At 63.0% G+C, this 24,187-nt stretch carries 22 protein-coding genes and 2 pseudogenes; 13 read left to right on the top strand and 11 right to left on the bottom strand.

The features are described from left to right. Positions 1-120 precede the first annotated feature (120 nt). The 4 genes from V5734_RS12000 to V5734_RS11985 are packed head-to-tail and all read right to left on the bottom strand — an operon-like array spanning position 121 to position 4,915. Positions 121-1,578: an aldehyde dehydrogenase gene (locus V5734_RS12000; protein ID WP_347309891.1), complete on the bottom strand. Its 1,458-nt coding sequence runs from the start codon at positions 1,576-1,578 to the stop codon at positions 121-123. Between the two features lie 9 nt (positions 1,579-1,587). Continuing rightward, positions 1,588-2,625, bottom strand: coding sequence for an LLM class flavin-dependent oxidoreductase (locus V5734_RS11995; RefSeq protein WP_347309890.1), 1,038 nt, complete (start codon positions 2,623-2,625; stop codon positions 1,588-1,590). 3 nt (positions 2,626-2,628) lie between these two features. Further along, positions 2,629-4,341: an alpha/beta fold hydrolase gene (locus V5734_RS11990; RefSeq protein ID WP_347309889.1), complete on the bottom strand. Its 1,713-nt coding sequence runs from the start codon at positions 4,339-4,341 to the stop codon at positions 2,629-2,631. After that, positions 4,313-4,915 carry an amino acid synthesis family protein gene (locus V5734_RS11985; protein ID WP_347309888.1) on the bottom strand — a complete coding sequence of 201 codons (603 nt, stop codon included), beginning with the start codon at positions 4,913-4,915 and terminating at the stop codon, positions 4,313-4,315. Before V5734_RS11985 ends, V5734_RS11990 begins: the two co-directional genes overlap by 29 nt. Before the next feature lie 103 nt (positions 4,916-5,018). On the opposite strand from V5734_RS11985, the gene V5734_RS11980 reads away from it, so the two are divergent. Both V5734_RS11980 and V5734_RS11975 read left to right on the top strand, forming a co-directional pair. Continuing rightward, positions 5,019-5,702 (top strand): GntR family transcriptional regulator, encoded by a 684-nt coding sequence (locus V5734_RS11980; protein WP_347309887.1) that lies wholly within the window; start codon positions 5,019-5,021, stop codon positions 5,700-5,702. Next, on the top strand, positions 5,699-6,100 hold the full coding sequence (locus tag V5734_RS11975; protein ID WP_432759622.1) for a DUF1330 domain-containing protein: 402 nt from the start codon (positions 5,699-5,701) through the stop codon (positions 6,098-6,100). The genes V5734_RS11980 and V5734_RS11975 overlap by 4 nt, the downstream gene beginning before the upstream one ends. A gap of 46 nt (positions 6,101-6,146) precedes the next feature. On the opposite strand, the pseudogene V5734_RS11970 reads toward V5734_RS11975, so the two are convergent. Then, positions 6,147-6,719 (bottom strand): annotated as a pseudogene (locus tag V5734_RS11970) (DDE-type integrase/transposase/recombinase); the annotation flags it as partial. Between the two features lie 7 nt (positions 6,720-6,726). On the opposite strand from V5734_RS11970, the gene V5734_RS11965 reads away from it, so the two are divergent. Beyond that, a complete protein-coding gene (locus V5734_RS11965; protein WP_347309886.1) occupies positions 6,727-6,849 on the top strand; it encodes a hypothetical protein in 123 nt (40 codons plus the stop codon). A gap of 44 nt (positions 6,850-6,893) precedes the next feature. Here the strand turns inward: V5734_RS11965 and V5734_RS11960 are convergent, their stop codons facing one another. After that, on the bottom strand, positions 6,894-7,466 hold the full coding sequence (locus V5734_RS11960; protein ID WP_347309885.1) for an NADPH-dependent FMN reductase: 573 nt from the start codon (positions 7,464-7,466) through the stop codon (positions 6,894-6,896). A gap of 190 nt (positions 7,467-7,656) precedes the next feature. Beyond that, on the bottom strand, positions 7,657-7,866 hold the full coding sequence (locus V5734_RS21580) for a hypothetical protein (protein ID WP_432759621.1): 210 nt from the start codon (positions 7,864-7,866) through the stop codon (positions 7,657-7,659). A 128-nt stretch (positions 7,867-7,994) separates the two neighbouring features. Between V5734_RS21580 and V5734_RS11950 the strand changes: the two genes are divergently transcribed. Beyond that, positions 7,995-9,209: a M24 family metallopeptidase gene (locus V5734_RS11950; protein ID WP_347313625.1), complete on the top strand. Its 1,215-nt coding sequence runs from the start codon at positions 7,995-7,997 to the stop codon at positions 9,207-9,209. A 131-nt stretch (positions 9,210-9,340) separates the two neighbouring features. Here the strand turns inward: V5734_RS11950 and V5734_RS11945 are convergent, their stop codons facing one another. Further along, positions 9,341-10,117: a creatininase gene (locus tag V5734_RS11945; protein ID WP_347309884.1), complete on the bottom strand. Its 777-nt coding sequence runs from the start codon at positions 10,115-10,117 to the stop codon at positions 9,341-9,343. Between the two features lie 95 nt (positions 10,118-10,212). Here V5734_RS11945 and V5734_RS11940 point away from each other — a divergent pair, with 95 nt between their 5' ends. From V5734_RS11940 to V5734_RS11910, 7 genes and pseudogenes are all read left to right on the top strand, one after another. Next, positions 10,213-11,106 carry a LysR substrate-binding domain-containing protein gene (locus tag V5734_RS11940; RefSeq protein WP_347309883.1) on the top strand — a complete coding sequence of 298 codons (894 nt, stop codon included), beginning with the start codon at positions 10,213-10,215 and terminating at the stop codon, positions 11,104-11,106. A 199-nt stretch (positions 11,107-11,305) separates the two neighbouring features. Next, a complete protein-coding gene (locus tag V5734_RS11935) occupies positions 11,306-12,430 on the top strand; it encodes a polyamine ABC transporter substrate-binding protein (protein WP_347309882.1) in 1,125 nt (374 codons plus the stop codon). Between the two features lie 66 nt (positions 12,431-12,496). Continuing rightward, positions 12,497-13,342, top strand: a complete 846-nt coding sequence (locus tag V5734_RS11930) for an ABC transporter permease (protein WP_347309881.1) — start codon at positions 12,497-12,499, stop codon at positions 13,340-13,342. Further along, the gene (locus V5734_RS11925) at positions 13,339-14,172 is read left to right on the top strand and encodes an ABC transporter permease (RefSeq protein ID WP_347309880.1); all 834 of its coding nucleotides are present in this window, start codon (positions 13,339-13,341) and stop codon (positions 14,170-14,172) included. The genes V5734_RS11930 and V5734_RS11925 overlap by 4 nt, the downstream gene beginning before the upstream one ends. Positions 14,173-14,181: 9 nt before the next feature. Beyond that, positions 14,182-15,279: an ABC transporter ATP-binding protein gene (locus tag V5734_RS11920; RefSeq protein WP_347309879.1), complete on the top strand. Its 1,098-nt coding sequence runs from the start codon at positions 14,182-14,184 to the stop codon at positions 15,277-15,279. Positions 15,280-15,675: 396 nt separating this feature from the next. Then, positions 15,676-16,707: a GlxA family transcriptional regulator gene (locus tag V5734_RS11915; RefSeq protein WP_347309878.1), complete on the top strand. Its 1,032-nt coding sequence runs from the start codon at positions 15,676-15,678 to the stop codon at positions 16,705-16,707. A 227-nt stretch (positions 16,708-16,934) separates the two neighbouring features. Then, a pseudogene (locus V5734_RS11910) lies at positions 16,935-17,114 on the top strand (hypothetical protein); the annotation flags it as partial. Here V5734_RS11910 and V5734_RS11905 read toward each other — a convergent pair. Together V5734_RS11905 and V5734_RS11900 are read right to left on the bottom strand one after the other, a co-directional pair. Continuing rightward, the gene (locus V5734_RS11905) at positions 17,043-17,507 is read right to left on the bottom strand and encodes a hypothetical protein (protein ID WP_347313706.1); all 465 of its coding nucleotides are present in this window, start codon (positions 17,505-17,507) and stop codon (positions 17,043-17,045) included. The pseudogene V5734_RS11910 and the gene V5734_RS11905 sit on opposite strands and share 72 nt — an antisense overlap. A gap of 213 nt (positions 17,508-17,720) precedes the next feature. After that, positions 17,721-20,579 (bottom strand): FAD-binding and (Fe-S)-binding domain-containing protein, encoded by a 2,859-nt coding sequence (locus V5734_RS11900; RefSeq protein ID WP_347309877.1) that lies wholly within the window; start codon positions 20,577-20,579, stop codon positions 17,721-17,723. A gap of 66 nt (positions 20,580-20,645) precedes the next feature. Here V5734_RS11900 and V5734_RS11895 point away from each other — a divergent pair, with 66 nt between their 5' ends. After that, positions 20,646-21,575 (top strand): LysR family transcriptional regulator, encoded by a 930-nt coding sequence (locus V5734_RS11895; protein WP_347309876.1) that lies wholly within the window; start codon positions 20,646-20,648, stop codon positions 21,573-21,575. Positions 21,576-21,666: 91 nt separating this feature from the next. On the opposite strand, the gene V5734_RS11890 is transcribed toward V5734_RS11895, so the two are convergent. Beyond that, entirely contained in the window at positions 21,667-22,365 is a 699-nt protein-coding gene (locus V5734_RS11890; protein WP_347309875.1) for a GntR family transcriptional regulator, read from the bottom strand. Positions 22,366-22,516: 151 nt separating this feature from the next. Between V5734_RS11890 and V5734_RS11885 the strand changes: the two genes are divergently transcribed. Beyond that, positions 22,517-24,163 (top strand): GMC family oxidoreductase, encoded by a 1,647-nt coding sequence (locus tag V5734_RS11885; protein WP_347309874.1) that lies wholly within the window; start codon positions 22,517-22,519, stop codon positions 24,161-24,163. The last annotated feature ends 24 nt before the right edge of the window (positions 24,164-24,187 follow it).

Below are 24,187 nucleotides of genomic sequence, written 5' to 3'. Positions count from 1 at the left end.
CGACCACTTATTCATCTCATGCATGTCTTTTGCCGCCGCTGCGTATCGCTGCCGTTGCCCCACATGGCCATCGGGAGCGCAGCGTCCTCCCGAATTCTCATTTCGAGCCGACGCCAGAAGTCAGCGCATCACGAAGGGATCCGGGATCGGATCGTCCGAGGTGCGCAGCCAGACGGTCTTTACGGCGGTGTAGTCGAGCGCGGCCGCAAGCCCGCCCTCACGGCCGTGGCCGGAAAGCCCGTGGCCACCGAAGGGCGCGATTGGCGATACGGCGCGGTAGGTGTTGACCCAGACGACGCCGGCGCGGATGCCCCGGATCATCCGGTGCGCAAGCGTCAGGCTGCGGGTGAAGACGCCCGAGGCGAGACCATAGGCGGTGTCATTGGCCAGCCGCAGCGCCTCTTCCTCGGTCTCGAAGGCGACGACCGAGAGAACCGGCCCGAACAACTCTTCGGTGACCGAGGCCGCGTTCGGCGTGTCGGAGCAATCGAGGATCGTCGGCGGATAGTAGAACCCCGGGCCGTCCGGCACCCGGCCACCCGTGACCAGCCTTGCGCCCGCCGCGACCGACTCGGCCACGATCCGGTCGATGCGCTCGCGCTGCCGCGCGGTGCAAAGCGGGCCGACCTCCGTCTCCATCGCGCCCGGTGCGCCGATGGTCACCGCCTCGGCTTTGGTCTTCAGCCGTGCGAGAAAGTCGTCCTTCACGCCGCGCTGGACCAGAAGGCGCGATCCCGCGACGCAGCTTTGCCCCGTGGCGGCGAAGATCCCCGCGACTTGCGCATTGGCGGCGCTCTCCAGGTCGGCATCGTCGAAGACGATGAAGGGCGACTTGCCGCCCAATTCCAGCGAGACCTTCGCCAGATTCTCGGCCGAGGAGCGGACGATGTGACGCGCCGTCTCCGGCCCGCCGGTGAAGGCGATATGGGCGATCTTCGGATGGGTGGTGAGCGCGTGGCCCGCCTCCGGCCCGCCGGTCAGGATGTTGACGACACCTGGCGGGAACCCCGCCTGATACACGAGCCGGGCGAAGTCGAGAAGCGGCGCGGGCCCGTCCTCGCTGGCCTTTAGCACGACCGTGCAACCCGCCGCCAGCGCCGGGCCGAGCTTGACTGCCGAGAGGAAGAGCTGGCTGTTCCACGGCACGACCGCCGCCACCACGCCCACCGGCTCACGCCTGAGCCAGACCTCCATGTCGGGCTTGTCGATGGGCAGATGCGCCCCCTCGATCTTGTCGGCGAGGCCGGCGTAATAGCGATAGTATTCCGCGACATAGGCGATCTGGGCTGTGGTTTCACGGATGATCTTGCCGGTGTCGCGGGTTTCCAGCGCGGCCAGACGCGGCGCGGCCTCGGCCACCAGATCGGCCAGACGGTAGAGCAGCTTGCCGCGCGCCGTCGCCGTGGTTCCAGCCCAGCCGGCAAAGGCGCGATCCGCAGCGTCGACCGCGCGGCACACGTCATCGGCGGAAGCGGCAGGCATCCGCGCCCAAGCGGTTCCGGTGGCGGGATCGAGGCTGTCGAACCCCTCGGCCGCGTCCTCGAAACGTCCGTCGATATAGTGCTGGAAACGGTCCATGGTCTGTCCTCAGGCGAAGGCCGGCATCACGTCGCGGATGAAGCGTTCGAGCGAGGCTTTCTTGCGGTCGAAGCTCATCCCGCTGTCGATCCAGAAGCTGAACTCATCATAGCCCATCGCCTCGTAGGATTTTACCCTCTCGATCACCTCGGGCGCCTCGCCCACGATCTGGTTCTTGTGCATTGCATCCGCGGAATAGAACGGATGGGCCGCCACTTCCCCGGGCGTCAGCGTCTCGATCAGGCCCATGGAGATGGGGCGTTCGTTTTTGAACCAGGCGCCGAAGTAGTTGTAGAACATGTTCAGTTCTTCCGCGCCCTTCTCAGCGTCGGCCTCGCTGTCTGCGACATAGGTGTGGCGCAGGACCATGATCTTCGGGCGCGCGATCTGGGGGAACTTGGCGCAGGCGGCGTTGAAGCGGTCCATCAGGCTTTGCACCTCCTCATCGCCCAGATGCAGCGGCGTGACCTGCACGTTGCAGCCTTGCGAGACGGCGAAGTCGTGACTGTTCGGATCGCGGGCCGCAACCCAGATCGGCGGGTGCGGCTCCTGCACCGGCATGGGGGAGGAAGTGGTTTTCGGAAACTGCCAGTATTCGCCGTCATGGGCGTAATCGCCCTGCCACAGCCCCTTGATGGCCGGGATCAGCTCCCGCATCCGCCCGCCCGCGCCCCAGGCGTCGAGGCCGGGCATCAGTCGTTCGTATTCGAAACTGTAGGCCCCCCGCGCGATGCCGAGGTCAAGCCGTCCGCCGGTGATGATGTCGGCCATCGCCACCTCGCCCGCAAGGCGGATCGGATGCCAGAAAGGCGCGATGACGGTGCCGGTGCCAAGGCGGACGTTCTTCGTGCGATGCGCCAGATCGACGAGGTTCAGAAGCGGGTTCGGCGCGATGGTAAAGTTCATGCCGTGATGCTCACCCGTCCAGATGGCATGCATCCCGCCTTCGTCGGCGATGCGGCAAAGCGCGATCATCTCGTCATAAAGCTGCTTCTGGTCCTCCTCGGCCGAGACGCGCTCCATATGGATGAAAAGAGAGAACTTCATGACTTACCTTTCCTCGGTCCTTTGCACGCGGCCCCGTTGGTGGTCGCCGAAATAGATTCCGTAGTTGCCGATGCGCGCCTCTTCGGCCAGCCGTTCCAGCATGGTGCGCATCGCAGGATCGGTCACCTCGGCCATCTCTGCGGGGGTGAGGTCGACGAAGGCGCCGCGCCGTGGCTGACCCTGTTCGGCGGCGCAGCGGAAGGCGATATGCTGCCGGCCCTGGGCGATGTCTTCATAGACTGCGTAGATGGAACCGGGTTCCGCCGAAAGACCGGTTCCCGCGATCAACTGGTCCAGTACGGCCTGCATGCCTTCCCGGCCGACCCGTGCGGTTGGAAGCGTCAGCCCGCCCTGTCCGCCATCGACAAGCAGCACCTGACCGGCCGCTTCCAGAATGACGGAGACGACCACATCCGGGCCTGTCGGCAGTTGCGCGGCGGTTTGCGCCGGGGTGATATAAGCCCCGCGATAGTAGCCCAGCCCCGGAGCAGGCGTCGCGCCGAAGTCCCCAATTCGGCCGATGAGGATCGTGTGATCTCCGGCCGCCACCGCCTGCTCCAGCGTGCAGTCGAACCAGGCGGAGACCCCGGTGATCAGCGGCGATCCGACCGGCCCCTTGCGCCAGTGCACGGTGGCAAAGCGGTCCTCGACCGGGCGGGCAAAGGTGGCGGAGACCTCCTTTTGCCCCTCGGCGAGGATGTTGATCGCAAACCCCGGAGCGGCCCGGAACGCGGCCGCATTGCGGGAACTGTTGGCGATGGAGATCAACAGGAGCGGCGGATCGAGCGAGACCGACGAAAAGGAATTGGCGGTGAAGCCCAGCGGCTTGCCCTCGGCATCCATTGCCGTGACGACGGTCACCCCGGTCATGAAGCATCCGAAGGCGTCGCGCAATACGCGGGGGTCCAGGGTGGTTCCGCTCATGCCTGCCCCTTCTGGTGTTTGCAGCCAGGTTTGCATTTCGGCGCTGACCCGGTCAGGTGCCGTCAGGTTGACCATGTGCCGGTGTCCGCCGATCACCACGGCCCGCCCCCTGCCTGCCATGGTGGCCATCGCCCCGGCCATCGCCGGGGTGGAATTTGCGTCGCCGTCGCCGGTCAGGACCAGAAGCGGGCAGCGGATGGCGCCGATCCGGTCGGCATAGACATCGTCGCCCTCGGCGAAGGCGCGGTAGGCGGCGGCATAGCCCGCCGGATCGACGGCCCCCAGCCACTCGGCAACCTTCGCGCGGCAGATGTCATCGTCGGGGCCGAACCAGCGCGCCAGCGGCACCTCGATCCCGTTTGCGCCGGCGGCGATTTCGGCCGCGCGTGCCTCGACCGCTGCCCGCGCCTCGGCACTGCGGCGATGGACGCCGTTCAGGAGTGCCGCACGCCGGACAAGCGACGGATGTTCCACCGTCAGCCCCGCCGTGATCAACGCGCCCATGGAATGGCCGGCAACATTGACCGGGCCCAGCCCCAGCGCCGCGATCACACGGGCGGCCCAGGCGACATAGTCGGGAAGCAAGGCGCCGGCCGGCAACGGATCGCTGCCACAGTGGCCCGGCATATCGACAGAAATGACATGCGCCCCTACGGACAGCGCCGCGATCTGCGGTCCCCAGGCCTCGGCCCTGAGACCGACACCGTGGATCAGCAGCAGCGGCTCTCCTACCCCGGCCTCAAGCAGCCGGACGGCAGAACCGTCAGACAGCCGCAGGGTTCGCGACATCATGGCCAAGATCCTTCAGGTCCTGATAACGGTCGCCAATGCGGTGATGCGGCCGTCCGCCGGTCGAGGCGCCGAGCGCGACGACGATCTCGTCCGCCGCCGGAGCGTCGGGGATGGCGAAATGGATGGTCTGGTAGTGCGAGCGGCGGCCTTCGTCATGCTTGTCCATCAGCGGGATCATCACGGCGCAATTCGCCGGTCCCCGGACGCTGGTGAAGGCCAGATAGGTCTTGGCCCCCAGCGCCTGGCGGTAGTGGTTGCCGAAGCGCAGCGTGTGGATCAGCGCATTCGCATGCTCCAATTCTCCGTCGAGGCCGACGACGGCCGCCTTGCCATAGCCTTCGACCATCTCGGCGCCGCCCGCCGCATCGAGGATCATCCCGGTCAGCAGCGCGCCCAATTCTGGGGCGGCATCATGGATCTCGGGCTTGAGATCCTCGACGAAGCCACGGCCGGCCCATGGGTTCTTCAGCACCGCCGCCGCCGCGATCAGCTTGAGCGGCCTTGGCGCTGCGCGGCCGCCTTCGACCAGCGTCGTTTCGATGGTGATGAGCGTCTTGCGGATCTGCGCCGGCATGCCCTGGGTCCTTCCGATTCGTTAGGTTGGTATGTTGGTATACCATCATACCGTATGTCAATATTAGCTTGAATGGCGCAGAGGGCGCGGCTAATCTGCGGCCATGGATCAGAAGCCCGAACACGATCTGCGGATCGACCATCCGCCCACCACGCTCAGGGAACTGGCGGTGGATCGGCTGCGCGATTCCATCATCTCGGGCCACTTCGTTGGCGGCGACCGGCTGGTGGAGCGCACACTTTGCGACCAACTCGGCGTCTCCCGGTCCGTCGTGCGCGAAGCAATCCGCTATCTTGAGGCCGAGGGGCTGGTTGAAATCCTTCCGCGCAGCGGCCCTGTTGTGGCGGGGCTGGACTGGCCACGCGCGCGGCAGATCTACGACATCCGCCGTCTGCTGGAATCCGAGGCGGCCGCCGACTGTGCCAAGGTTGCCGACGATGCCGTGAAGCACCGCCTGCGCGCGGCGCTCTCGGACCTCGAAGCCGCTTTCGGCGATGCCGACGCGCGCAAGCTCTATGCCGCCACGACAACGTTCTATGAGACGATATTCCTCGCCGCCGGGCATGAGATCGCGTGGGAAATCGTTCAGCGCCTGAACAGCCGGATTTCCCGGCTGAGGGCGCTGACGCTTGCGACGACCGACCGCCGCATCTCTGGCCCGAGCCATATGGCCCGGATCTGCGGCGCGATCTGCGCCAACGACGCCGAAGGCGCCGCCGAAGCGGTTCGGGACCATTTGCGCGACGCCGCCGAAATTGCGCGGGACTTGCTGGAAGACCGGTCATGAAAGCCTATTGGATTGCCCATGTCACGGTGACCGATCCCTTAGCCTATGCCGGCTACCAGGCGCTTGCCCCGGCGGCCTTTGCCGCGCACGGGGCGCGGTTCCTAGCGCGGGGCGGGGCGGCCGAAGTTCTTGAGGGCCCCGTACTTGACCGTCACGTGGTGATCGAGTTTGCATCGCTTGCAGATGCGCGGGCCTGCTACTACTCCACCGAATACCAGGCGGCCCGCAGACGGCGACAGGCCGCCGCGACGGTGCATGTCGTTATCGTCGAGGGGCTTCCCGGCACGAAGGGTGAAATTGCTCGGGCATGCCTGGAGCCAGAGAGCAGCGCTCCTTCTTTCAGGAAGCAGAACCGATACTCGACCCCGCCCGCATTCCGATTCTTCAGGCACCTTTAGATCCAATGAAGCAGCTTGCTGCCAACGGGACCGCGTCCGGCGCTTCCTAGTCGATGTGCGAGAGCGCATAGATGGCGAGCCAGTTGTTCAGTCCCGGCATCTGGTGGATTGGGTCGACGATGAATCTGTCCGGCTCTGAAGTCCAGACTTTGCAGACGTATTCGTAGGGTGTGAGACCACTGAGGGTCTTGAGCCTGCGAGCGAAGTTGCAGGCCGCCATGAAGTCCGCGAGATGGGTGCGGAGTTGGTCGTGGCCGTCGTAATGGAACCGTTTGACGGTGGCCTCCTTGATCGTTCGGTTCATCCGCTCGACCTGGCCATTGGTCCAGGGGTGGTTTGGCTTGGTCAGGCGGTGTTCGATCTCATTTGCCTCGCAAATCATGTCGAAGCGCATCTGCCGGGAATAGGCCGTGTTCCGGTTCCCGGGCTGCTCAGCGAACTGGATGCCATTGTCAGTGAGGATCGTATGGATGCGGTAGGGAACGGTCTTGAGCAGATGCTCCAGGAATTTCCACGCCGTCCGTCTGTCAGCCTTTTCGACAAGTTGGGTCACAGCGAACTTGCTGGTGCGGTCGATGGCGACGAAGAGATGTAGCGTGCCTTCAGCGGTCTGCAGTTCTCTATCGATGACCTGCTATAGTGTCGGCATGGAAGGCGTGCATTGCGAGGAGGCCGAGGGCGCCGCCGCCCTGCCGAAGGGCGTACCGCCGGACCAGACCAACATCTGCGGCAGCGACGGCGCAATGTAATCGCCGCAGTCCGGATGACTCGCATCGTTCGATGCGCTCTGATGTCACGCGGTGCGGGGATAGACCGTCAGGACGCGTCTGGTGAAGTCGCGAAACTCGGACATGTAGTTTCGCAGAAAGGTTTCTGTCGATGCGACGCTTACTTTACCATCGTCAGAGATCAGATCCGGCGTGAACTGGATGTAGGCTTCGATCGCGTTCATCATCGGCGAATTGCAAAAGCCGAGGATGCTTTTGAGGTGCTGTTGTCCGACAGCAGTCCCGATGGCCCCCGGCGAAGTGCCGATGATGCCCGAGGGTTTTCGGGTGAACGAATTCTGGCCCCATGGCCGGCTTGCCCAGTCAATGGCGTTCTTCAGGCCGCCGGGGATTGAGCGGTTGTATTCCGGGGTAACGAAGAGAACTGCATCGACCGCAGCAATCGCTGCCTTGAAATCCTTTGCGACGGGCGGATAATCTGCATCGTAATCATAGCTGTAGAGTGGAAGATCGCCAAACGGGATCTCCTGCATTTGCAACTCTGAGGGTGCCAGGCGAACGAGCGCCTTGGCAAGCTTTCGGTTGATCGAGCCTTTTGCAAGGCTGCCGACGAAATACCCGACCCTATAGTCTGACATCTGATCCTCCTAGGAACATCGGAAGCCGTGACAAGCCCTCAGCATGGAATGCTGGGACGGCGGTTCCCTTGCGAAGTGTAGCACGGATGTTCCAATCCGGTCTGGAGAACCTCCGCCTGCGCCGATCACGCGCGGCTGGGCCGCTGCTGCTCCCACGCCAACGGAAATGACTCCAGCAAGCGAACAAGCGTTACCTCCAGCCCCTGCTTCCGTCCACGATCGCCTCGACGATGTCGGGCGCGAACAGGGTCAGGCGGAGGACGCGGCTCATGTACGAAGGCGCGATCCCCTCGCGCTCGGCAAGCTCGGCGAAGGCAAACGTCCGGCCGATGGCAGAGCTGTCACTGGCCGGGCAATCTGTGCTCCCGCTTTCGTCTGAAAAACTACGTTGATCCAGCAAGGCAATCTGGCCCTTTAAAGCCGCCCAAATCTGAGGATTTCCAGAACAAATTTCCGCGCATTCCAGATCGCAGTTACGCTCATCGGCAATCGTTGCGGCTATGGAAGAGGACAGATCCCATGAACCACATGACTGAAGACATGCTCCACGTGATGGAGTGGCATAACGGAGACAAGGATTACTCGCCGTTCTCGGACGCCGAAATGAAGCGTCGTCAGGACGATGTCCGCAAATGGATGGCTGACAACGACGTCGATGCGGCGCTCTTCACCTCCTACCACTGCATCAACTACTATTCGGGCTGGCTCTACTGCTATTTCGGCCGGAAGTACGGCATGGTCATCACGCAGGACAACGCCACCACAATCTCCGCCGGCATCGACGGCGGTCAGCCCTGGCGGCGCAGTTTCGGCAACAACATCACCTACACCGACTGGCGGCGCGACAACTTCTACCGCGCCGTGCGACAGCTGACGCCGGGCGTCAAGCGGTTGGGGATCGAGTTCGACCACGTCAATCTCGACTACCGCAAGCAGCTCGAGGCGGCGTTGCCGGGCGTGGAATTCGTCGACATCGCGCAACCGTCGATGTGGATGCGATCGGTCAAGTCGGCGGAAGAGCACAAGCTGATCCGGACCGGTGCGCGTATTTGCGACGTGGGCGGCGCGGCCTGCGCAGCTGCGATCGGCGCGGGCGTTCCAGAGCACGAAGTTGCGATTGCCTCGACCAATGCAATGATCCGCGAGATCGCCAATTCGTTCCCATTCGTCGAACTGATGGACACCTGGACGTGGTTTCAGTCCGGCATCAACACCGACGGTGCCCATAACCCGGTCACCAACAAGAAAATCAAGTCTGGTGATATCCTGTCGCTCAACACCTTCCCAATGATCTTCGGCTACTACACCGCGCTGGAACGGACGCTTTTCTGCGACAGCTGCGACGATGCGAGCCTCGATATCTGGGAGAAGAACGTGGCCGTTCACCGGCGCGGGTTGGAGCTGATCAAGCCCGGTGCGAAATGCAACGAGATCGCGCTCGAACTCAACGACATGTACCGGCAGTGGGATCTCTTGAAGTACCGCTCCTTCGGCTACGGGCATTCCTTCGGCGTACTGAGCCATTACTACGGGCGTGAGGCCGGGGTCGAACTGCGCGAGGATATCGAGACCGAGCTGAGGCCGGGCATGGTCGTCTCCATGGAGCCAATGGTGATGCTGCCGGAGGGAATGCCGGGTGCCGGCGGCTACCGCGAGCACGACATCCTTATCGTGACCGAGGACGGCGCCGACAACATCACGGGCTTCCCCTTCGGTCCCGAGCACAACATCATCCGCAACTGATCTGCGCCACCGCGACACCGAAAAGGCCCGGGCTCGACCCGGGCCTTTGCTTGTCTGAGCATCCTCTAGGCGTCGGCAAAAAAAAGAAGGGGGCCGCTGGCGGCCCCCAAGTCTCGGGAGAATGGGAAGGTTTAGCCGAACTCGGTCCGGAGCGCTTCGACGATGCCCTTGGTGCAGACGTCGAGCAGGATATGGCCCTTTTCGACGGACGCGTCCTTCGGCGAGGAGAGCGTGCCGGGAGCGGGCGTCCACTCCGGCTTCACGGGATACACGTCGTAGGGCGGAAAGGTCGCGGGCTTGACGTCGACGGCGCGTTCGAGTTGGACCAGGTCCGGATAAAGCGCGATCATGAGCGAGGTCTCCAGGACACCTCCATGCTCGACCGCCCAGCCGGGGAAGCCGTCGGGATAGAGCTTTGCGATCGCCTCTTCGTGGACGAAATCCCAATAGGACAGCACGACGACCTTGACGTCGGTCACACCGTCCCAGCGCAACTCGCGCAGGGCAAGGTCGATCGCTTCGATGATGAACCACGAATTCTCGTAATGTCCGTTCACGAGGCAGATCTTGCGCACGCCGTGGCGGCTGAACTCCTTGACCACATCCTTCAGCGCGGCCACCAGGGTTGCGCCGTCGAGGCTCGTGGTGCCGGGAAGATGATTGCCACCGCCTGATTTCTGGTGCGACTTGTAGCCATAGGTGAAGGGTGGCGCGACTAGGGCGCCGATCTCCAGCGCGACACGGCGGGCGAATTCCGTGGGGAGAAGCACGTCCACATGCAGCGGCATGTGATGGCCATGCTGTTCCATCGACCCGATGGGGATCAGGATCGGGGTCTGTCCCGTCCTGACCGCCGCATCATAGTCCGGCCAGGTCAGTTCGGATGCGAAGGCGGTTGTCGTCGGCATGGTGCCCTCTTTGAATGAACTGTCGTGAAACTAGCTTGCCGACCTTTCATCAAGAAAATAGATTGTTCCAATCTTTCGATTAGGGTCGCAAATGCATGGCCGCCATCACGAACCTTCCAACCGACTTGCTCAGGACATTCATCGCGGTCGTCGAGCTGGGGGGCCATTCGAAAGCGGGCGCGTTCCTCGGACGAAGCCAGCCGGCGATCTCGCTCCAGATCCGGCGGCTCGAAGAACTCGTGCGCGCACCGATCCTGACGCAGGAGGGCCGCTCGGTCCAGCCGACGCCCACGGGTGAAGCACTCCTGAGCTACGCGCGCGAGATGATCCGCATCAACGACGAGGCAGTGGGATACTTCCACCGCTCACACAAGACCGGCGTATTGCGGATCGGGTTGCCCACCGATTACGCGGTTGCGTTTCTGCAGGGGGCCATCACCAACTTCATTCGGGATCACACCGACGTGGAGCTTGAGATTCATTGCGACCTCAGCCGGGAGCTTCATCAACATCTGCGCGGTGATGATCTCGACATCATCATTGCCATGATGTCGGAGACCCGGATGCCATACCTTTCGCGCGTGTGGGTCGAGCAGCCCATCTGGGCGGCGGCGGAAGGGTTTGAGGATGTTGTCCACCGCCCGGTTCCCATCGGCGCGCACCCGGAAGGCTGTGAGTACCGGGCACGCATGATCCAAGCGCTTGACGCGATCGAACGGCGATGGCGCGTGGTCTATACCGGACCTGGCATCTCCGGGCTCCAAAACGCGGTTCTCAACGGTTTGTGCGTGACGGCGCTGACAAAGGCGACCATGCTCCCCGGGATGCGGGCGCTTAGTGAAGCAGAAGGTTTCCCCGCGCTGGAGCCGCTTCGCGTCGGGCTCTTTTACAAGCATCCGCGGTTGTCAGCGGCCGGCTTGCAGCTTGTGAGCGAACTCGTCGCATCGCTCGAAAGCGTTGGATCCGGCATTACTCCTCTGAAAAGCTGATTGCTTCGCGCGTCGGAGCCAGCCCCCGGACAGCGCATTCATGGGGAAAAACAAATTCCTGCGCTGCCAGGTTGCGTAAAGATCGAACGTATAACGACCACAAATCTAGCGATTTCAAGAACCGATTTTGTCTCCATCCACCCATGGCCTAGCGTGAGGCTCTACAGCCAAAGCTGCCACATGAGACAGGGAGTCACACATGTCGGAACTGAATTCCAATGATATGAGGCTTACACGCAGATCGCTTCTCGCAAGCGGCGCTGCGGTTCTCGCGACGCCGATGTTGTCGCGCCGCGCCTTCGCCGCGCCGACGGAACTCACGATGCTTGCCTGGTACGGACATGCCGAGCCCGACGTCGTGGCGGAGTTCGAGGCCGAGAACAACGTAAAGTTCGTCCCGAAGTACTACACTGGCGGCGACAACATGCTGGGCCTCATCTCGCAATCGCCGGCCGGCACTTTCGACGTGATCCTTTCGGATGCCGAATATGTGCAGGCGCTGAACGAGGCGGGTTACGTTGAGGAGCTTGATCCGAACGACTACGCCATTTCCGACTACTTCCCCGAATTCCAGAACTTCCCCGGAAACTGGAGCGACGGAAAGCTGTTCTCGCTCGTGACGCGATTTGGTTTCCTCGGCGTCGCCTACAATACCGAGGCCCTGACCGAGGCCGAGGCATCGACCTACAATGTCTTCTGGGACGAGAAGCTGACGGGCAAGGTCGGGCATTTCGACTGGCACCTGCCCAACCTCGGTCAGATCAGCCTGCTGAACGGCAATGCAAACCCCTACGACATCGACGAGGCCGCCTGGCAGGCCGTCAAGGAAAAGACCATGTCGCTGCGCCCGCAGGTCGGCGGTTTCTTCGACTACGGCGGAACCTTCTCGTCGCTCAACGACGGTCAGATGCTGGCCTTCGCGGGGATCGGCGACTGGATCACCGGCGTGCTCGAGAAGAACGGCGCCAAGGTCCGTTCGGCCATTCCGGAGGAAGGTGGCCTTCAGTGGTCGGAATGCTTCTCCATCGGCAAGGGCTCGGCCAAGGCCGACCTCGCCAAGAAATGGATCCAGTACATCACCTCGGCCAAGGGGCAGGCGAAATCGGCCCAGATGGCCGCCTATCCCGCGCTCATCCCCAACCAGAAGGGCTGGGAAGTGTTGCAAGCCGAGAACCCGGATGAAGCCAAGCGCCAGGGGATGACCAAGGACGCCGGCAACGCGATCGACATGATCCGGGCCGGGCGGATCAAGTATCGGCAGTGGCCGGTGCAGCAGAGCCTCGAAGACTGGAACGACTTCTGGTCCGAATACAAGGGCGCCTGAGCCTCTTGAGGGCCGACGGGAGCCCCCCGTCGGCCCGGAATTGCCTTCCAGCTGGAGCCCTTTCGAATGCGAAGATCCCTGACCCTCTACGGTCTCACCTTCTCGCTGCCGCTCCTGATCTGGCAGCTGCTGTTCTTCGTGTTTCCACTGGTCTTCCTGGTGGCGCTCAGCTTCTGGACGGTAAAGAACTTCCGGATGCAGCCGGATTTCGACGCCGTGAACTGGGCTACAATGTATGGCCGCTCGGTCTTCTGGCAGGCCTACGGTACCACCCTTGCGATGGCCGCCGCAGCATCCGCGCTGGTCAGCGTCCTCGCCTTTCCCTGTGCCTACGCGATCTCTTTCAAGCTGTCCGACACGGCGCGACGCTGGGCGGTATTCCTGATGGTGATCCCGTTTTTCACGAGCTACCTCGTGCGGGTTTATTCCTGGCAGGTGTTTCTCTCGGATGCCGGCATCATCAACGTCATGCTCGGCTGGATCGGGCTTGGACCGTTTTCGCTTTTGAATACCGTCGGGGCGACGATGATTGGCTATCTCACGCTGACATTCCCGCTCGTGGTGCTTCTTCAACTCTTCAGCCTCGTCTTCGTGGACCGCACGCTCATTGAGGCCGCGCATAACCTGCGCTGCGGGCGGATGCGCACGGTTTTCGCCGTCATTATTCCCTCGGCGCGGGTGGGCCTGGTCATTGCCGCGCTCTTCGCGTTCATCCTCAGTTTCGGCGATTTCGTCAGCCCGATCTACCTCGGTGGCGGCGATCCGACGACCCTTTCGATCCTGATCACCGACACAACGAAATCCGGACAGCAGTGGCCCCGCGCGGCCGTCATCGCGCTGACCATGATCGGCACGCTTCTGGTCGTGGCTTTCGCCGCCGTCCGCTTCGCCTACAAGGGGCGCACCAAATGAGCGACTCGGGTACCACCAACATCAATCGCAACCGGGCCGTTGATCTCGCGTTGAAGGCCTATGTCGTCCTCGGCTACGCGTTCGTCTTTGCGCCGATTGCGGCAAGTTTCGTCTTTTCCTTCAATTCCGACCGCTTTCCGTCGATCCCGCTCGGGCATTTCTCGCTCGAATGGTATCAGGCGGTCGCGTCGGATCCTCTTGTGTGGCAGGGCCTGCGCAACACCCTTTTCGTCGGCGTGATCGTGGGCGTCGTCGCAACGGCGCTCGGCTTCGGCGCGGCCTATACCGACTACCGCTACAAGTTCTTCGGAAAGCAGGTCTATCTCGCGCTCGCGCTTCTGCCGCCAACGATCCCGGTGGTGATCCTCGGGCTTGCGATGCTGGCCTATCTGTCGCGCATCAATCTTTCGGGCAACGCGCTGTCGGTCATCATCGCCCATGTCGTGATCTGCGCCCCCTTCGCCATGGCGATCATCCGGTTGCGCCTGTCGCAGATGGACCCGGACCTGGAGGCGGCGGCCTGGAATCTCGGCGCGTCCGAGTGGGCGGCGATGCGCCATGTCATCGTGCCCTTCGCCAAACCGGCGATCTTCGGCGCGCTTTTCATTACCATGGCCGTGTCCTTCGATGAATTCGCCATCGCCTGGTTCGTCTCGGGCCTGAACGAGACGCTTCCCGTCAAGGTGCTGGGCTTCCTGCAAGGCCAGGTCAGCCCCCGGATCAACGCCATCGGCACTTTCGTTTTCGTCACATCCATGACGCTCGTGATCATCGCGCAGGTTCTCCTGACCGATCGCGGCGCAGGGGCCCGTCCGGCAGCGGACGAATAGGAGCAGAACATGAATAAGGATACGCTGGTTTCCTTCGATGGCGTGGTCAAGCGCTTCGGCGAATTCGTCGCCGTTCAACGCATGGACTTCGAGATCGGCAAGGGCGAGTTCCTCGCGATCATGGGCTCTTCCGGCTGTGGCAAGACCACGACGCTGAGAATGCTCGCGGGGCTCGAAGCGCCGACCGAGGGAATGATCCGTCTCTCCGGCAAGCCGATCAACGACCTGCCAACATGGCGCCGCGACACGCCGATGGTCTGGCAGAGCCTCGCGCTCTTTCCGTTTCTGAACGTGATCGAGAATGTCGAATTCGCCCTCAAGATGCGTGGGGTCGGCAAGGCCGAACGGCGCCGCCGGGCGGAGCAATGGCTTGACCGGATGCAGATCGCCGAATTCGCCGGACGTAACATCTCGCAGCTTTCCGGCGGCCAGCGGCAGCGGGTCGCGCTTGCCCGGTCCCTGGTGGTCGAGCCCGAGATCCTTCTCCTGGACGAGCCGCTCTCCGCACTTGATGCCGCGCTCAAGGTGCGGATGCAGTCGGTCCTGAAAAGCCTCCAGCGTGAGACCGGGATCACCTTCGTCTACGTGACCCATAGCCAATCGGAAGCATTTTCGATGGCCGACCGGGTCGTCATCATGAGCCGTGGCAAGATCGAACAGATCGGCACGCCGCAAGAGATTTACCGCACGCCACGAACCCGGTTCGTCGCCGGCTTCCTCGGCTCGTCGAACATGTTCACGGGGAGGGTGACGGCTGCGAACGGAAAGACCGTGACGCTCGACACCTCCGTGGGCGCGCTCACCCTTGCGTCTTCGGACCTGACTTCTGACGTGTCGGTGGGCAAGACCGCGACCCTGACGGTTCTCGACACCAAGACGAACCTCGCGCGCACACCGCCCTCGGGTCGTGTCAACGCCATTCCCGTGAAGATGATGGGCGAGGAATTCATCGGAGCCACGGCCACGATCTACCTCGAAACCAAAGACGGGCAGGAAATCCGCGTTCAGAAAAGCCACGAAGAGCTTTCGAACCTGCCCTTGGAAATGGGCCAGGATCTCGTGGCCTACTGGGCATTCGAGGATGGTCATCTTGTCATGGACGAGTAGGGTGCGGATGGCCGGGCGAGATCTGTTAGGGGCGCACGAGTGTCCGCATGGACGCGGGGCGCCGGCGGTCTTGCCGTTTTGCGGGCGCCTCCTGCCGCTTGCCCTCGATGCCGCCTCGAATGAACTCGAGGCAACGATGTATTCCGTGGCCGCCGGAGGACCGAGCCAGCGCCAGGTCGACGCCACCCCGGTCGGAGTGATGGCGCGCGTATTCTTCGGTCCACTCATCCGTCTTGTGCGTTCTGCTCAGCCACCCGGGAACCGAAGGCCGAGACCAAATACCGACCGCCACCCAGGCCGGCCCGGTTGACGATCTGAAGTTAGAAAACCCGGGCTGAACGGCGGTGCGCATGATCGAAAACAGCCTGCTGAACGTAGCGTGAGGAGAACGCCGCGATGCTCGACATGACCGAACCTCTCGTCCCGTTGGGGGCCGCCCACTATCCGGTGGGCGAGGTGCAGAAGACGAAGAGTTACGCCTTTCTGCTGTTGCGAGATTTCACCCTCCTCGCCTTCAGCGCGGCGATCGAGCCGCTTCGCATCGCCAATCAGTTGTCCCAGAAACCGCTCTACTCCTGGTCCGTCGTGTCGGAGGACGGCCATCCCGTCCGCTGTTCTTCAGGCGTCGAGATCGCGGTCGATGGGTCCCTGCAGTCGGTTGGCCGTGACACCGTCCTCCTCGCCTGCTCGGGCAACCTCAAGGGCGGCAATCCCTCCAAGTCCACGCTTGCTTTCCTGCACCGGCATTTTCGGACCGGAGGCGAAATCGGGGGGATCTGCACCGGTGCAGTTGCGCTGGCGCAGGCAGGGCTTCTTGATGGGCGGGCGTTCACGCTTCACTGGGAATGTCACCCGGGGTTCGTGGAGATTTTTCCTCGCCTAGCGCCAAGCAAACGCCGGTTCGAGATCGACGGGCGGTTCATGACCTGTGGCGGCGGGGCGGCGGCCGCAGACATGGCGATCTCGATCATCCGCAAGGATCATGGCAACGCTTTTGCCACGATCGTCGCGGACATGTGCCTGCTCCGCGACGATGCGGGCGCGAACCTCAGCCAGCGAACGTCTGTAGGCACTATTCTTCAGACGCGAAATCCGGGGTTGATCGAGATCGTGAAGCTGATGACGGACAACATCGAAACGCCGCTCTCGATGGACGAGCTGGCCCGTGCGGTCGGCTATTCGACACGTCACATCGAACGGCAGTTCCGTCTCTGTGTCGCCGAGACGCCGACACGATTTTATCAGAACCTGCGCTTAGATTTCGCACGCAGCCTTATCACCGAGACCAATCTGACTCTCTTCGAAATTGCCGCGGCATCCGGATTCAATTCCAAATCCTACTTCGCCAAGGCTTACTCGCGGCGCTTCGGAAGCCCTCCCAGCCGCGTGCATCACCATCGTCGGCGCAGGGCGTACCAGTCCGCGTGAAACCGCAATAGCGAATGAACTATGTGAAATAGTCCTGCGGCATTGACCGTGCTCTGTCCGAATAAAGCCTTTAAGTGAGGTCCCACGTCGCTTTTACGGACGGGCAGGTCAAGACGCCTCGGGGCAGTGTCAAAAGAACAGTGCTTGAGGCGGGTAGGGCGGTTTCGTAGTGCTCTGTCAAAAGAAACCGGCTTGAGGCTGGTAGTTCGTCTGCGTAGCCTTCGGCCATGCCCCAACGCTCCCCGTTCCGCTATTTCAAGACGTCGCCCGAGGTCATTCGTCTGGCCGTGATGATGTACATCCGGTTCCCGCTGTCCCTGCGCAACGTCGAGGACCTACTGCACGAGCGCGGCATCGACATCTGCCACGAGACGGTCCGGTTCGGCAAGGCCAAGGTCCGGCGCCTCGTCGACCACGGCGAATTCGAAGGGTTGTGAACCGCTTTCGGTGAGACTGTCTGTGAGGCGGCCGAAGACGTCCGACCACGTCACAACGCCGCGTCCCGCCAGCCCCGCACGGACATGCTCAAAGATTGTCCAAAGGGTCTCGCGCTGCTTTCCTCCGATCCTCGGCTTCCGGCCCAGCCGCGACACATCGCGATATTCCTCCCATGACCGCAGTTGCCAGGCATCGACGACGTCGACCCACTCCCCGATTAGGAAGTGGGTCGAGAACCTGTGGCCTTCGACCTCGGCAGCGGCCTTGACGATCAGCGATTTGATCAGCGCGGCAGGGGTGATCTGCGGTTGTCCAAACCGCTCGGAATAGAGGTCATAGCCAACCGTCGAGACCGCCTTCACGACGATCCGCGCCGAGACGTAGGGTTCGTTGCGCGCGAGGCTGGTCAGCTTGCTGCGCAGGGCGTTCGCCAGCGGCTTCGAAAAAGTGGTCAGCAGGACGGTTGCGGAAGGATTGGTGCGCGCAAGATGAAGCCCGCGTCATGGTTCCTCCGTTTCGACATGTTCTGATCTCCTCGTTCTTGAAGACCAGCAGACGTCAGATCGTAGCTTCCGTCACTGTCCGATTTTCGGGGAGGTGCTCACGATGAAGCCCATTGGGTGGCGTGGAGCCTGGCCGGTCAGTCGCTTGCTTTGGCAGCGGCAGGAAAAGCCGGTCGCCAAGACCGGGGCATCGCCCTCGACATGTTTGCGCCAAGACATCTCGAACAGACGGATCGAGACCTTCTGATGCCGCTTCTGATGGCCGAACAGGCCAGCCATTCCACAGCAGCCGGTGGCGGGCGTGTCTAGCCGCAGGCCGATGGCGGCGAAGATCGCGGTCCAGTCCTTGCCGGAACCCGGTAGTGCGGTGCTTTCGGTGCAATGCGACAGCAGCCGCGCCTCGGCCTGGATGCTGGCCTGCGGCAAGCTGCGGCCCGCTCGGATCTCAGCGGCCAGAAATTCCTGCGGCATACTGACTTTGGGGACGGCGATCCCGGCCATGGCATATTCCTGCCGCAGCATCATGCCGAAGGCCGGTTCGAAGGCGACCAACGGTGCCCCGGTCGCTGCCGCCCTGCCCAGCAGAGCCGCCAAGGCCGAGGCCATGCGGCGGAACCCCTCCATGTCGCCGCTGGCATAGGCGGCCTTGCCTCCGGGCCGGATCTCCAGCAGACGCGGGTGATAGCCAAGCGCGGTGAATCCCCCGATCACGTCGCGCTGCACCTGCGCGTCGAACAGGGCAGTGAACCAATCCTGCACCAGAATGACGGTATTCCCGGGCAGCGGATCGACCAGATCGGCTTCGCGCAACCAGATGCCTTTCGGCAGGCCGGTCGCCAGTTTCGAGGGCATGTCCAAGCTATCGGTCAGCTTTTCGCCGATCTTCGAGATCAGCGGCCAAAACGGTCCCAAAAGCGGTGCCATCCGAAGAGTCAGGCGGCTGTTGCGCTCCGCCGCCAGCATCGTCCGCTCGGCGAATGAGCGGCGATGGCGGCTGAAATAGTCCGCATAAAATGCACTGCGCATCGAAGGGATGTCGACTTGCACCGGACATGTGGACGCACAGGCCTTGCAGCCCAGACACGTATCAAGAATCTGCAACAGATCGGCCTCGCGCCTTTCCAGATCGCTTGCATCCTCGTCGCGCCGCGCGCGGTGCCACGCGCGCAAGGCATCGGCGCGGCCCTTGGGGCTGTGTCGCACATCGGCGCTGGCCTTGAAGCTGGGGCACATCGGCGTGGTGGCAGCGTAAGACAGGCATTGCGCGTTGCCGTTGCAGCGGAACGCCTTGGTCAGCGAATCGCCCTCGGGCGCGTTGAAGGCGCGGAAGGGTGTGGTCGCGATGCCCATGATCGGGGCGCCGTTGCTGACCAGCTTGCCGGGGTTGAAGCGGTCTTCCGGGTCGAAGGCGGCCTTGACCCCCTGCAACGCGCGATACGCCTCGGGGCCGATCCAGTCGCGCAGGTAGGCGCCGCGCACGCCCTTGCCGTGCTCCCCCCAGAAGATGCCGCCATATTTGTAGGTCAGATCGTAAACCGCATCCGAGATCGCCACCAGCCGCTCGCGGTCCGGCATCTGATCGACATTCAGCGCCGGGCGGATATGCAGGCAGCCGACATCGACATGGCCATAGATGCCGAACCCCAGCCCGTTGGCGGATAGGACGGCCAGAAATTCATCCACGAAGGCCGGCAGGTTTTCCGGCGGCACAACCGTATCCTCGACAAAGGCGATGGGGCGGGCGGTGCCGTCCACCTTGCCCAGAAGTCCGACCCCGGCCGAGCGGATCGCCCACAATTCCCTGATCTCTGCAAGATCGGCGGCGACATGGGTCGCGCCCGCGCCGGGCAGCATCGCAAGGATTCGCCGCGCCTGTTCCACGCGCGCATCCAGCAGGTCGGCATCGTCGCCGTTGATCTCAATGAAGACATAGGCGACTTTCTGGCCATTCACCGCACGCAGCCCTTCGGGCAGGCGATCAAGGATGCCGGCCCGGTCGGCGATCGCCTGCACGGTTTCGTCCATCACCTCGACGGCGGTGGGTTCGGCTTGAAGCAGCGGCGTGGCGGCGATCAGCGCGCTGCGGAAACTATCGAAGCCCGCGACGATCAGGCGCTTTTCCGGCTCGATCCGCCGCAGTTTCACGCGGATGCGGGACATCAACCCCAGCGTGCCCTCGGCCCCCGGAAACAACCGCCACCATTCGAACCCGCCCCGTTCCGGGCAGGCGCGTTCCAGATCGTATCCGGTAAAACGGCGGTTCAGCTTCGGGGTGTTGTCGATGAAGGCCTGCCGCCCGGCGCGCGCGGCGGATTCGGCGCGGGACAGCATGTCGTGCGCCCATTCCGGCGCGTCTGCCAGGCTGGACAGCAGCCCCTCGGGGCGCGCGATCTCCAGCCCGAGGATATTGTCCGAGGTCTTGCCGTAGACGCGCGAGCCTTTGCCTGAGGCATCGGTTGAGGCCATTCCCCCGATGGTGCAGCGGGTCGAGGTCGAGGTTTCGGGCGCGAAGAACCAGCCAGAGGGCCGGATCTTTTCGTTCAGATCGTCCAGGACCATGCCCGGCTGCACATCGGCCCAGCCCTCGTCGGCGTTCAGTTCGATCAGCTTGTTCATATGGCGACGCAGATCGACGATCACGCCGTGATTGAGGCTTTGCCCGTTGGTGCCGGTGCCGCCGCCGCGCCCCGTGACGGCGATGCCCGCGAATTCAGACCGCTGCATCACCGTCAGCAGCGTGACCAGATCGTCCGCCTCGCGTGGGGCCACGACGACGTCGGGGGCGATCTGATAGACCGAATTGTCGGTGGACATCGCGGCGCGCAGGGCGGTGTCAGTGTCGATCTCTCCGCGGAAGCCCTGTTGATGCAGCGCCTCGGCAAGGCGGGCGATCAGGTCAGGGGCGTCGGGCGAGGGCCGGCTGATTGGCATCGGTCGAATCCTTATGGCAACCTGGCCATTGAACCACATGCAGATTATTCGTAGAATTAGAAACATATGAAGATAAATGCGGAAAATCTGAACATAAACCTGCGCCATATCCGGGCGCTGCACGGCATTGTGCAACAAGGCACGTTCAGTGCGGCGGCGGCCAGCTTGGGCATCGTGCCCTCGGCCTTGTCCGAGGTGATCCGCCAGCTTGAGGCGCAGATCGGCGCGCCACTGTTCGACCGCAGCACCCGGCCGCCCTCGGTCACGCCGCTGGGGCGCGATTTCCTGCGCGACACCGAACCGTTGCTGGAAGGGATGGACCGCGCCATCAAGAGGCTGCGCCAAAGCGCGGGGCTGGAGCAGGGAGCGCTGAGCATCGGCGCCTCGCCCTCGGCCATATCGGAACTGGTCGCGCCGGTGCTGGCGGAGTTTCTGAACGACAATCCCGGCATAAGCTGCGTGATCCATGACGATATTGCCGAGGAACTGGCAGGGATGGTGTCGGACGGGCGGCTGGATCTGGCCATCGCAGGACGCGCGCATCAGTCACCCGATCTGCGTCAGCGCGAGGTGATGCGCGACCTCTTCGGGCTGGCCTGCCGCGCCGATCATCCGCTGGCGGCGCGGGATGTGGTGCATCTGGCAGAGATACCGGCGGAGCGGCTGATCGGGCTGGACGCCAAAACCGGCACCCATCAATTGCTTAAGCAAAGCGGGCTGCTAACGGGCGCGCTGCTGCATCCGAAGCTGCGCGCCCATTCGACAATTGCCCAGCTGTGCATGATCCGCGCCGGGATGGGCGTCGCGCTGTTGCCGCGCAACGCGGTGCTGCTGTTCCGCGACCCGGCGATCACGTTTCAGGAAATCGCGGATCTGCGCCTGTGGCGGATGTTGTATCTTCTGCAACCCGCCCGGCGCGCGCAGTCGCATGCCGCGCAATCCTTTGTTGCGCGGCTGGAGCGCACACTTCCCGCACTGCGAAACTCTGGCGGTTGAGACCTGTCTGACGGGATGCGCAGACGGCCGACGCGGATTCATGATAGCAATGACGGGCGCGGGATTCTCTGAACATGCGCGCCGCCGCGGGTCATTTGGCCCACTTATAAAGCTTCTCGCCGCCGCGGATGATATCCTCTTCAATTGCCTGACGGGCCATGTCGGGGTCACCGGCGCCAATCGCCTCTATGAGTTTCAGATGGGGATGATCGTCGCTGAACGGTGCGCCGCCGTCATAGAGATGCGACAGGATCGGTCCGCATCGCATCCACATCATCTCGACGACCTCATGGATCACAGTCAGCTTCGCGGCCTTGCAGATGCCCAGGTGAAAGTCCGTGTTCAGTTTGACCGCCGCCTCGAAATCGCCGTTCTCCTGTGCCGCGACGAGCTGTTGATGAATGCGCATCAGATCGTCGGCGGCCCCGGCGGCAGGTTGGCTTGCCGCCACATAGGCGGCGCGGCCCTCCAGCATGATTCGCACCTGATGGATCTCGGCCAGGGCATCACGGGTGAGGACCGGAACGATCACCGTGCCGCGCAGATCGAGACTCAGCACGTCCTTCGATACCAGCCTGAGCAGGGCCTCTCGCATCGGCGTCATGCTGATGCCGAACTTCGCCGACAAGGGGCGAAGCTGCAGCTTCTGTCCAGGTTTCAGCAACCCGCGCATCATGGCGTCGCGTACCGCGACATAAGCCATCTCGCTTAAATTTTCGCGCTGCAGCGGTTGGTGCCAGTCGGCACTTTCGCCAGAAATGAATGCGCTCTTGTGATCGCCTATTGACATCAGGACCCTACCGTCGTTGTATGTTGTCTGTTATAACAGATAACTAAGGACTCAGCTATATGCAAGTCAGGCCGACTTCTCTTTCGGGCGCGTTAGGTGCAAGTGGCGGCCCTTTTTGCATTCCGGCCCGTTATAACATGGAACATGGAGCATGAGCAGATCTGACTATATCATTGTTGGTGGCGGTACCTGCGGCTGCGTGCTGGCCGCCCGCCTTACCGAAGACCCCTCTTGCAGGGTCCTGATGATCGAGGCCGGACCCCGGCGGGAAAGCCCCTGGGTGCGCGTTCCCGCCGGCTTCACCAAGCTGCTGGTAAGCGACCGCCACAACTGGCATCTCGCGACCGAGCCGGAAGAAGGCACTCTTGGCCGCACGATCGCAGTACCCAAGGGGAAGGGGCTTGGCGGTTCGACCCTGATCAACGGAATGATCATGGTCCGGGGCCAGCCACGCGACTATGACAACTGGTCCGACCTCGGTGCAAAGGGATGGTCGTGGCGGGATCTTCTGCCCTATTTCCAGCGGATCGAGGCCTATGGCGGCAGCGACCGCACGGGGCTGCGTGGGCGGCATGGCCCGGTGCCCGTCGCCAAGGTTCTGGACAGGCCAGAAATCGCCGATGCGTTCATCCGTGCGGGATGCGAAGCGGGCTATCCGTTCAACGACGATTATAACGGCGCCGAGCAGGCCGGATTTGGCTGGTATCAGGTCAACCAGAAATCCGGACGCCGGGTCAGCGCGGCCGATGCCTACCTGAAGCCGGCCCTTTCGCGTCCGAACCTCGAAATCGTGACCGATGCCATGGTCGAGCGGATCATCCTGCGGGACGGGCGTGCCATCGGCGTCTCGTTCAGGCGCGGCGCGGATGTCGAGGAACGTTTCTGCGACGGTGAAGTCATCCTGTCGGCAGGAGCGGTCCACAGTCCGCAGATACTTGAGCTTTCGGGCATCGGCGATCCGGAGATTCTGGCCAGGCAGGGTGTGGCGACCTCCGTGGCGCTGCCGGGTGTCGGGGCGAACTATATCGACCATTTCTGCACGCGGATGAACTGGCGCGTCTCCCGCCCTGTGACCCTGAACGAGCAGACGCGAAGCTGGCGGCTGGTTGCGGCCGTCGCGCAATATGCGCTCTTGCGTCGCGGCATCCTGACTTACGCGACGGGGCTGGCCCATGGCTTCCTGGCCGCGCATCCGGGCGCGACACATCCCGACACCCAGCTGTTCTTCATGCATGCCAGCTATGCCGACGCGGCCGAACGCAAGCTGGACCGACAGCCGGGCATGACGGTCGGGGTCAGCCAAATGCGCCCGACTTCCCGGGGAACGATCCATATCAAGGCGCCCGACGTGACCACGATGCCCGCCATCCGCCCGAACTTTCTGGCCACCGAATACGACCGGATCTGCATGGTCGAGGGCATGAAGCAGACACGCCGCCTCATGGAGACGACGCCGATGGATGCGTTCCGCGATGCCGAGCTGACGCCGGGACCGGATGTGGAAAGCGATGCCGAATGGCTCGATTTCGCCCGCCGCGACGGCCAGACCATTTATCACGCCAGCGGCACATGCCGGATGGGCGGCGATGACATGGCGGTCGTCGATCCGCGCCTACGCCTGCGCGGGGTGGACGGACTTCGCGTGGTCGACGCCTCGGTCATGCCCGATATCATCTCGGGAAACATCCAGAATGCAGTCTTCGTGATCGCCGAGAAGGCGGCTGACATGATCCGCGAGGATCGGAAATCAGCTGCGCAATCCCAAACCATCCAGAAAGAGGCGGCAACGCATGTTTGAACATTTCCAATCCCTTCAGAAAAA

It is taken from the genome of Defluviimonas sp. SAOS-178_SWC (assembly GCF_039830135.1).
In the GTDB taxonomy this organism is placed as follows: domain Bacteria; phylum Pseudomonadota; class Alphaproteobacteria; order Rhodobacterales; family Rhodobacteraceae; genus Albidovulum.
The sequence above is the reverse complement of the archived record's forward strand: the minus strand, read 5'-3'. Positions and strand labels throughout refer to the sequence as shown.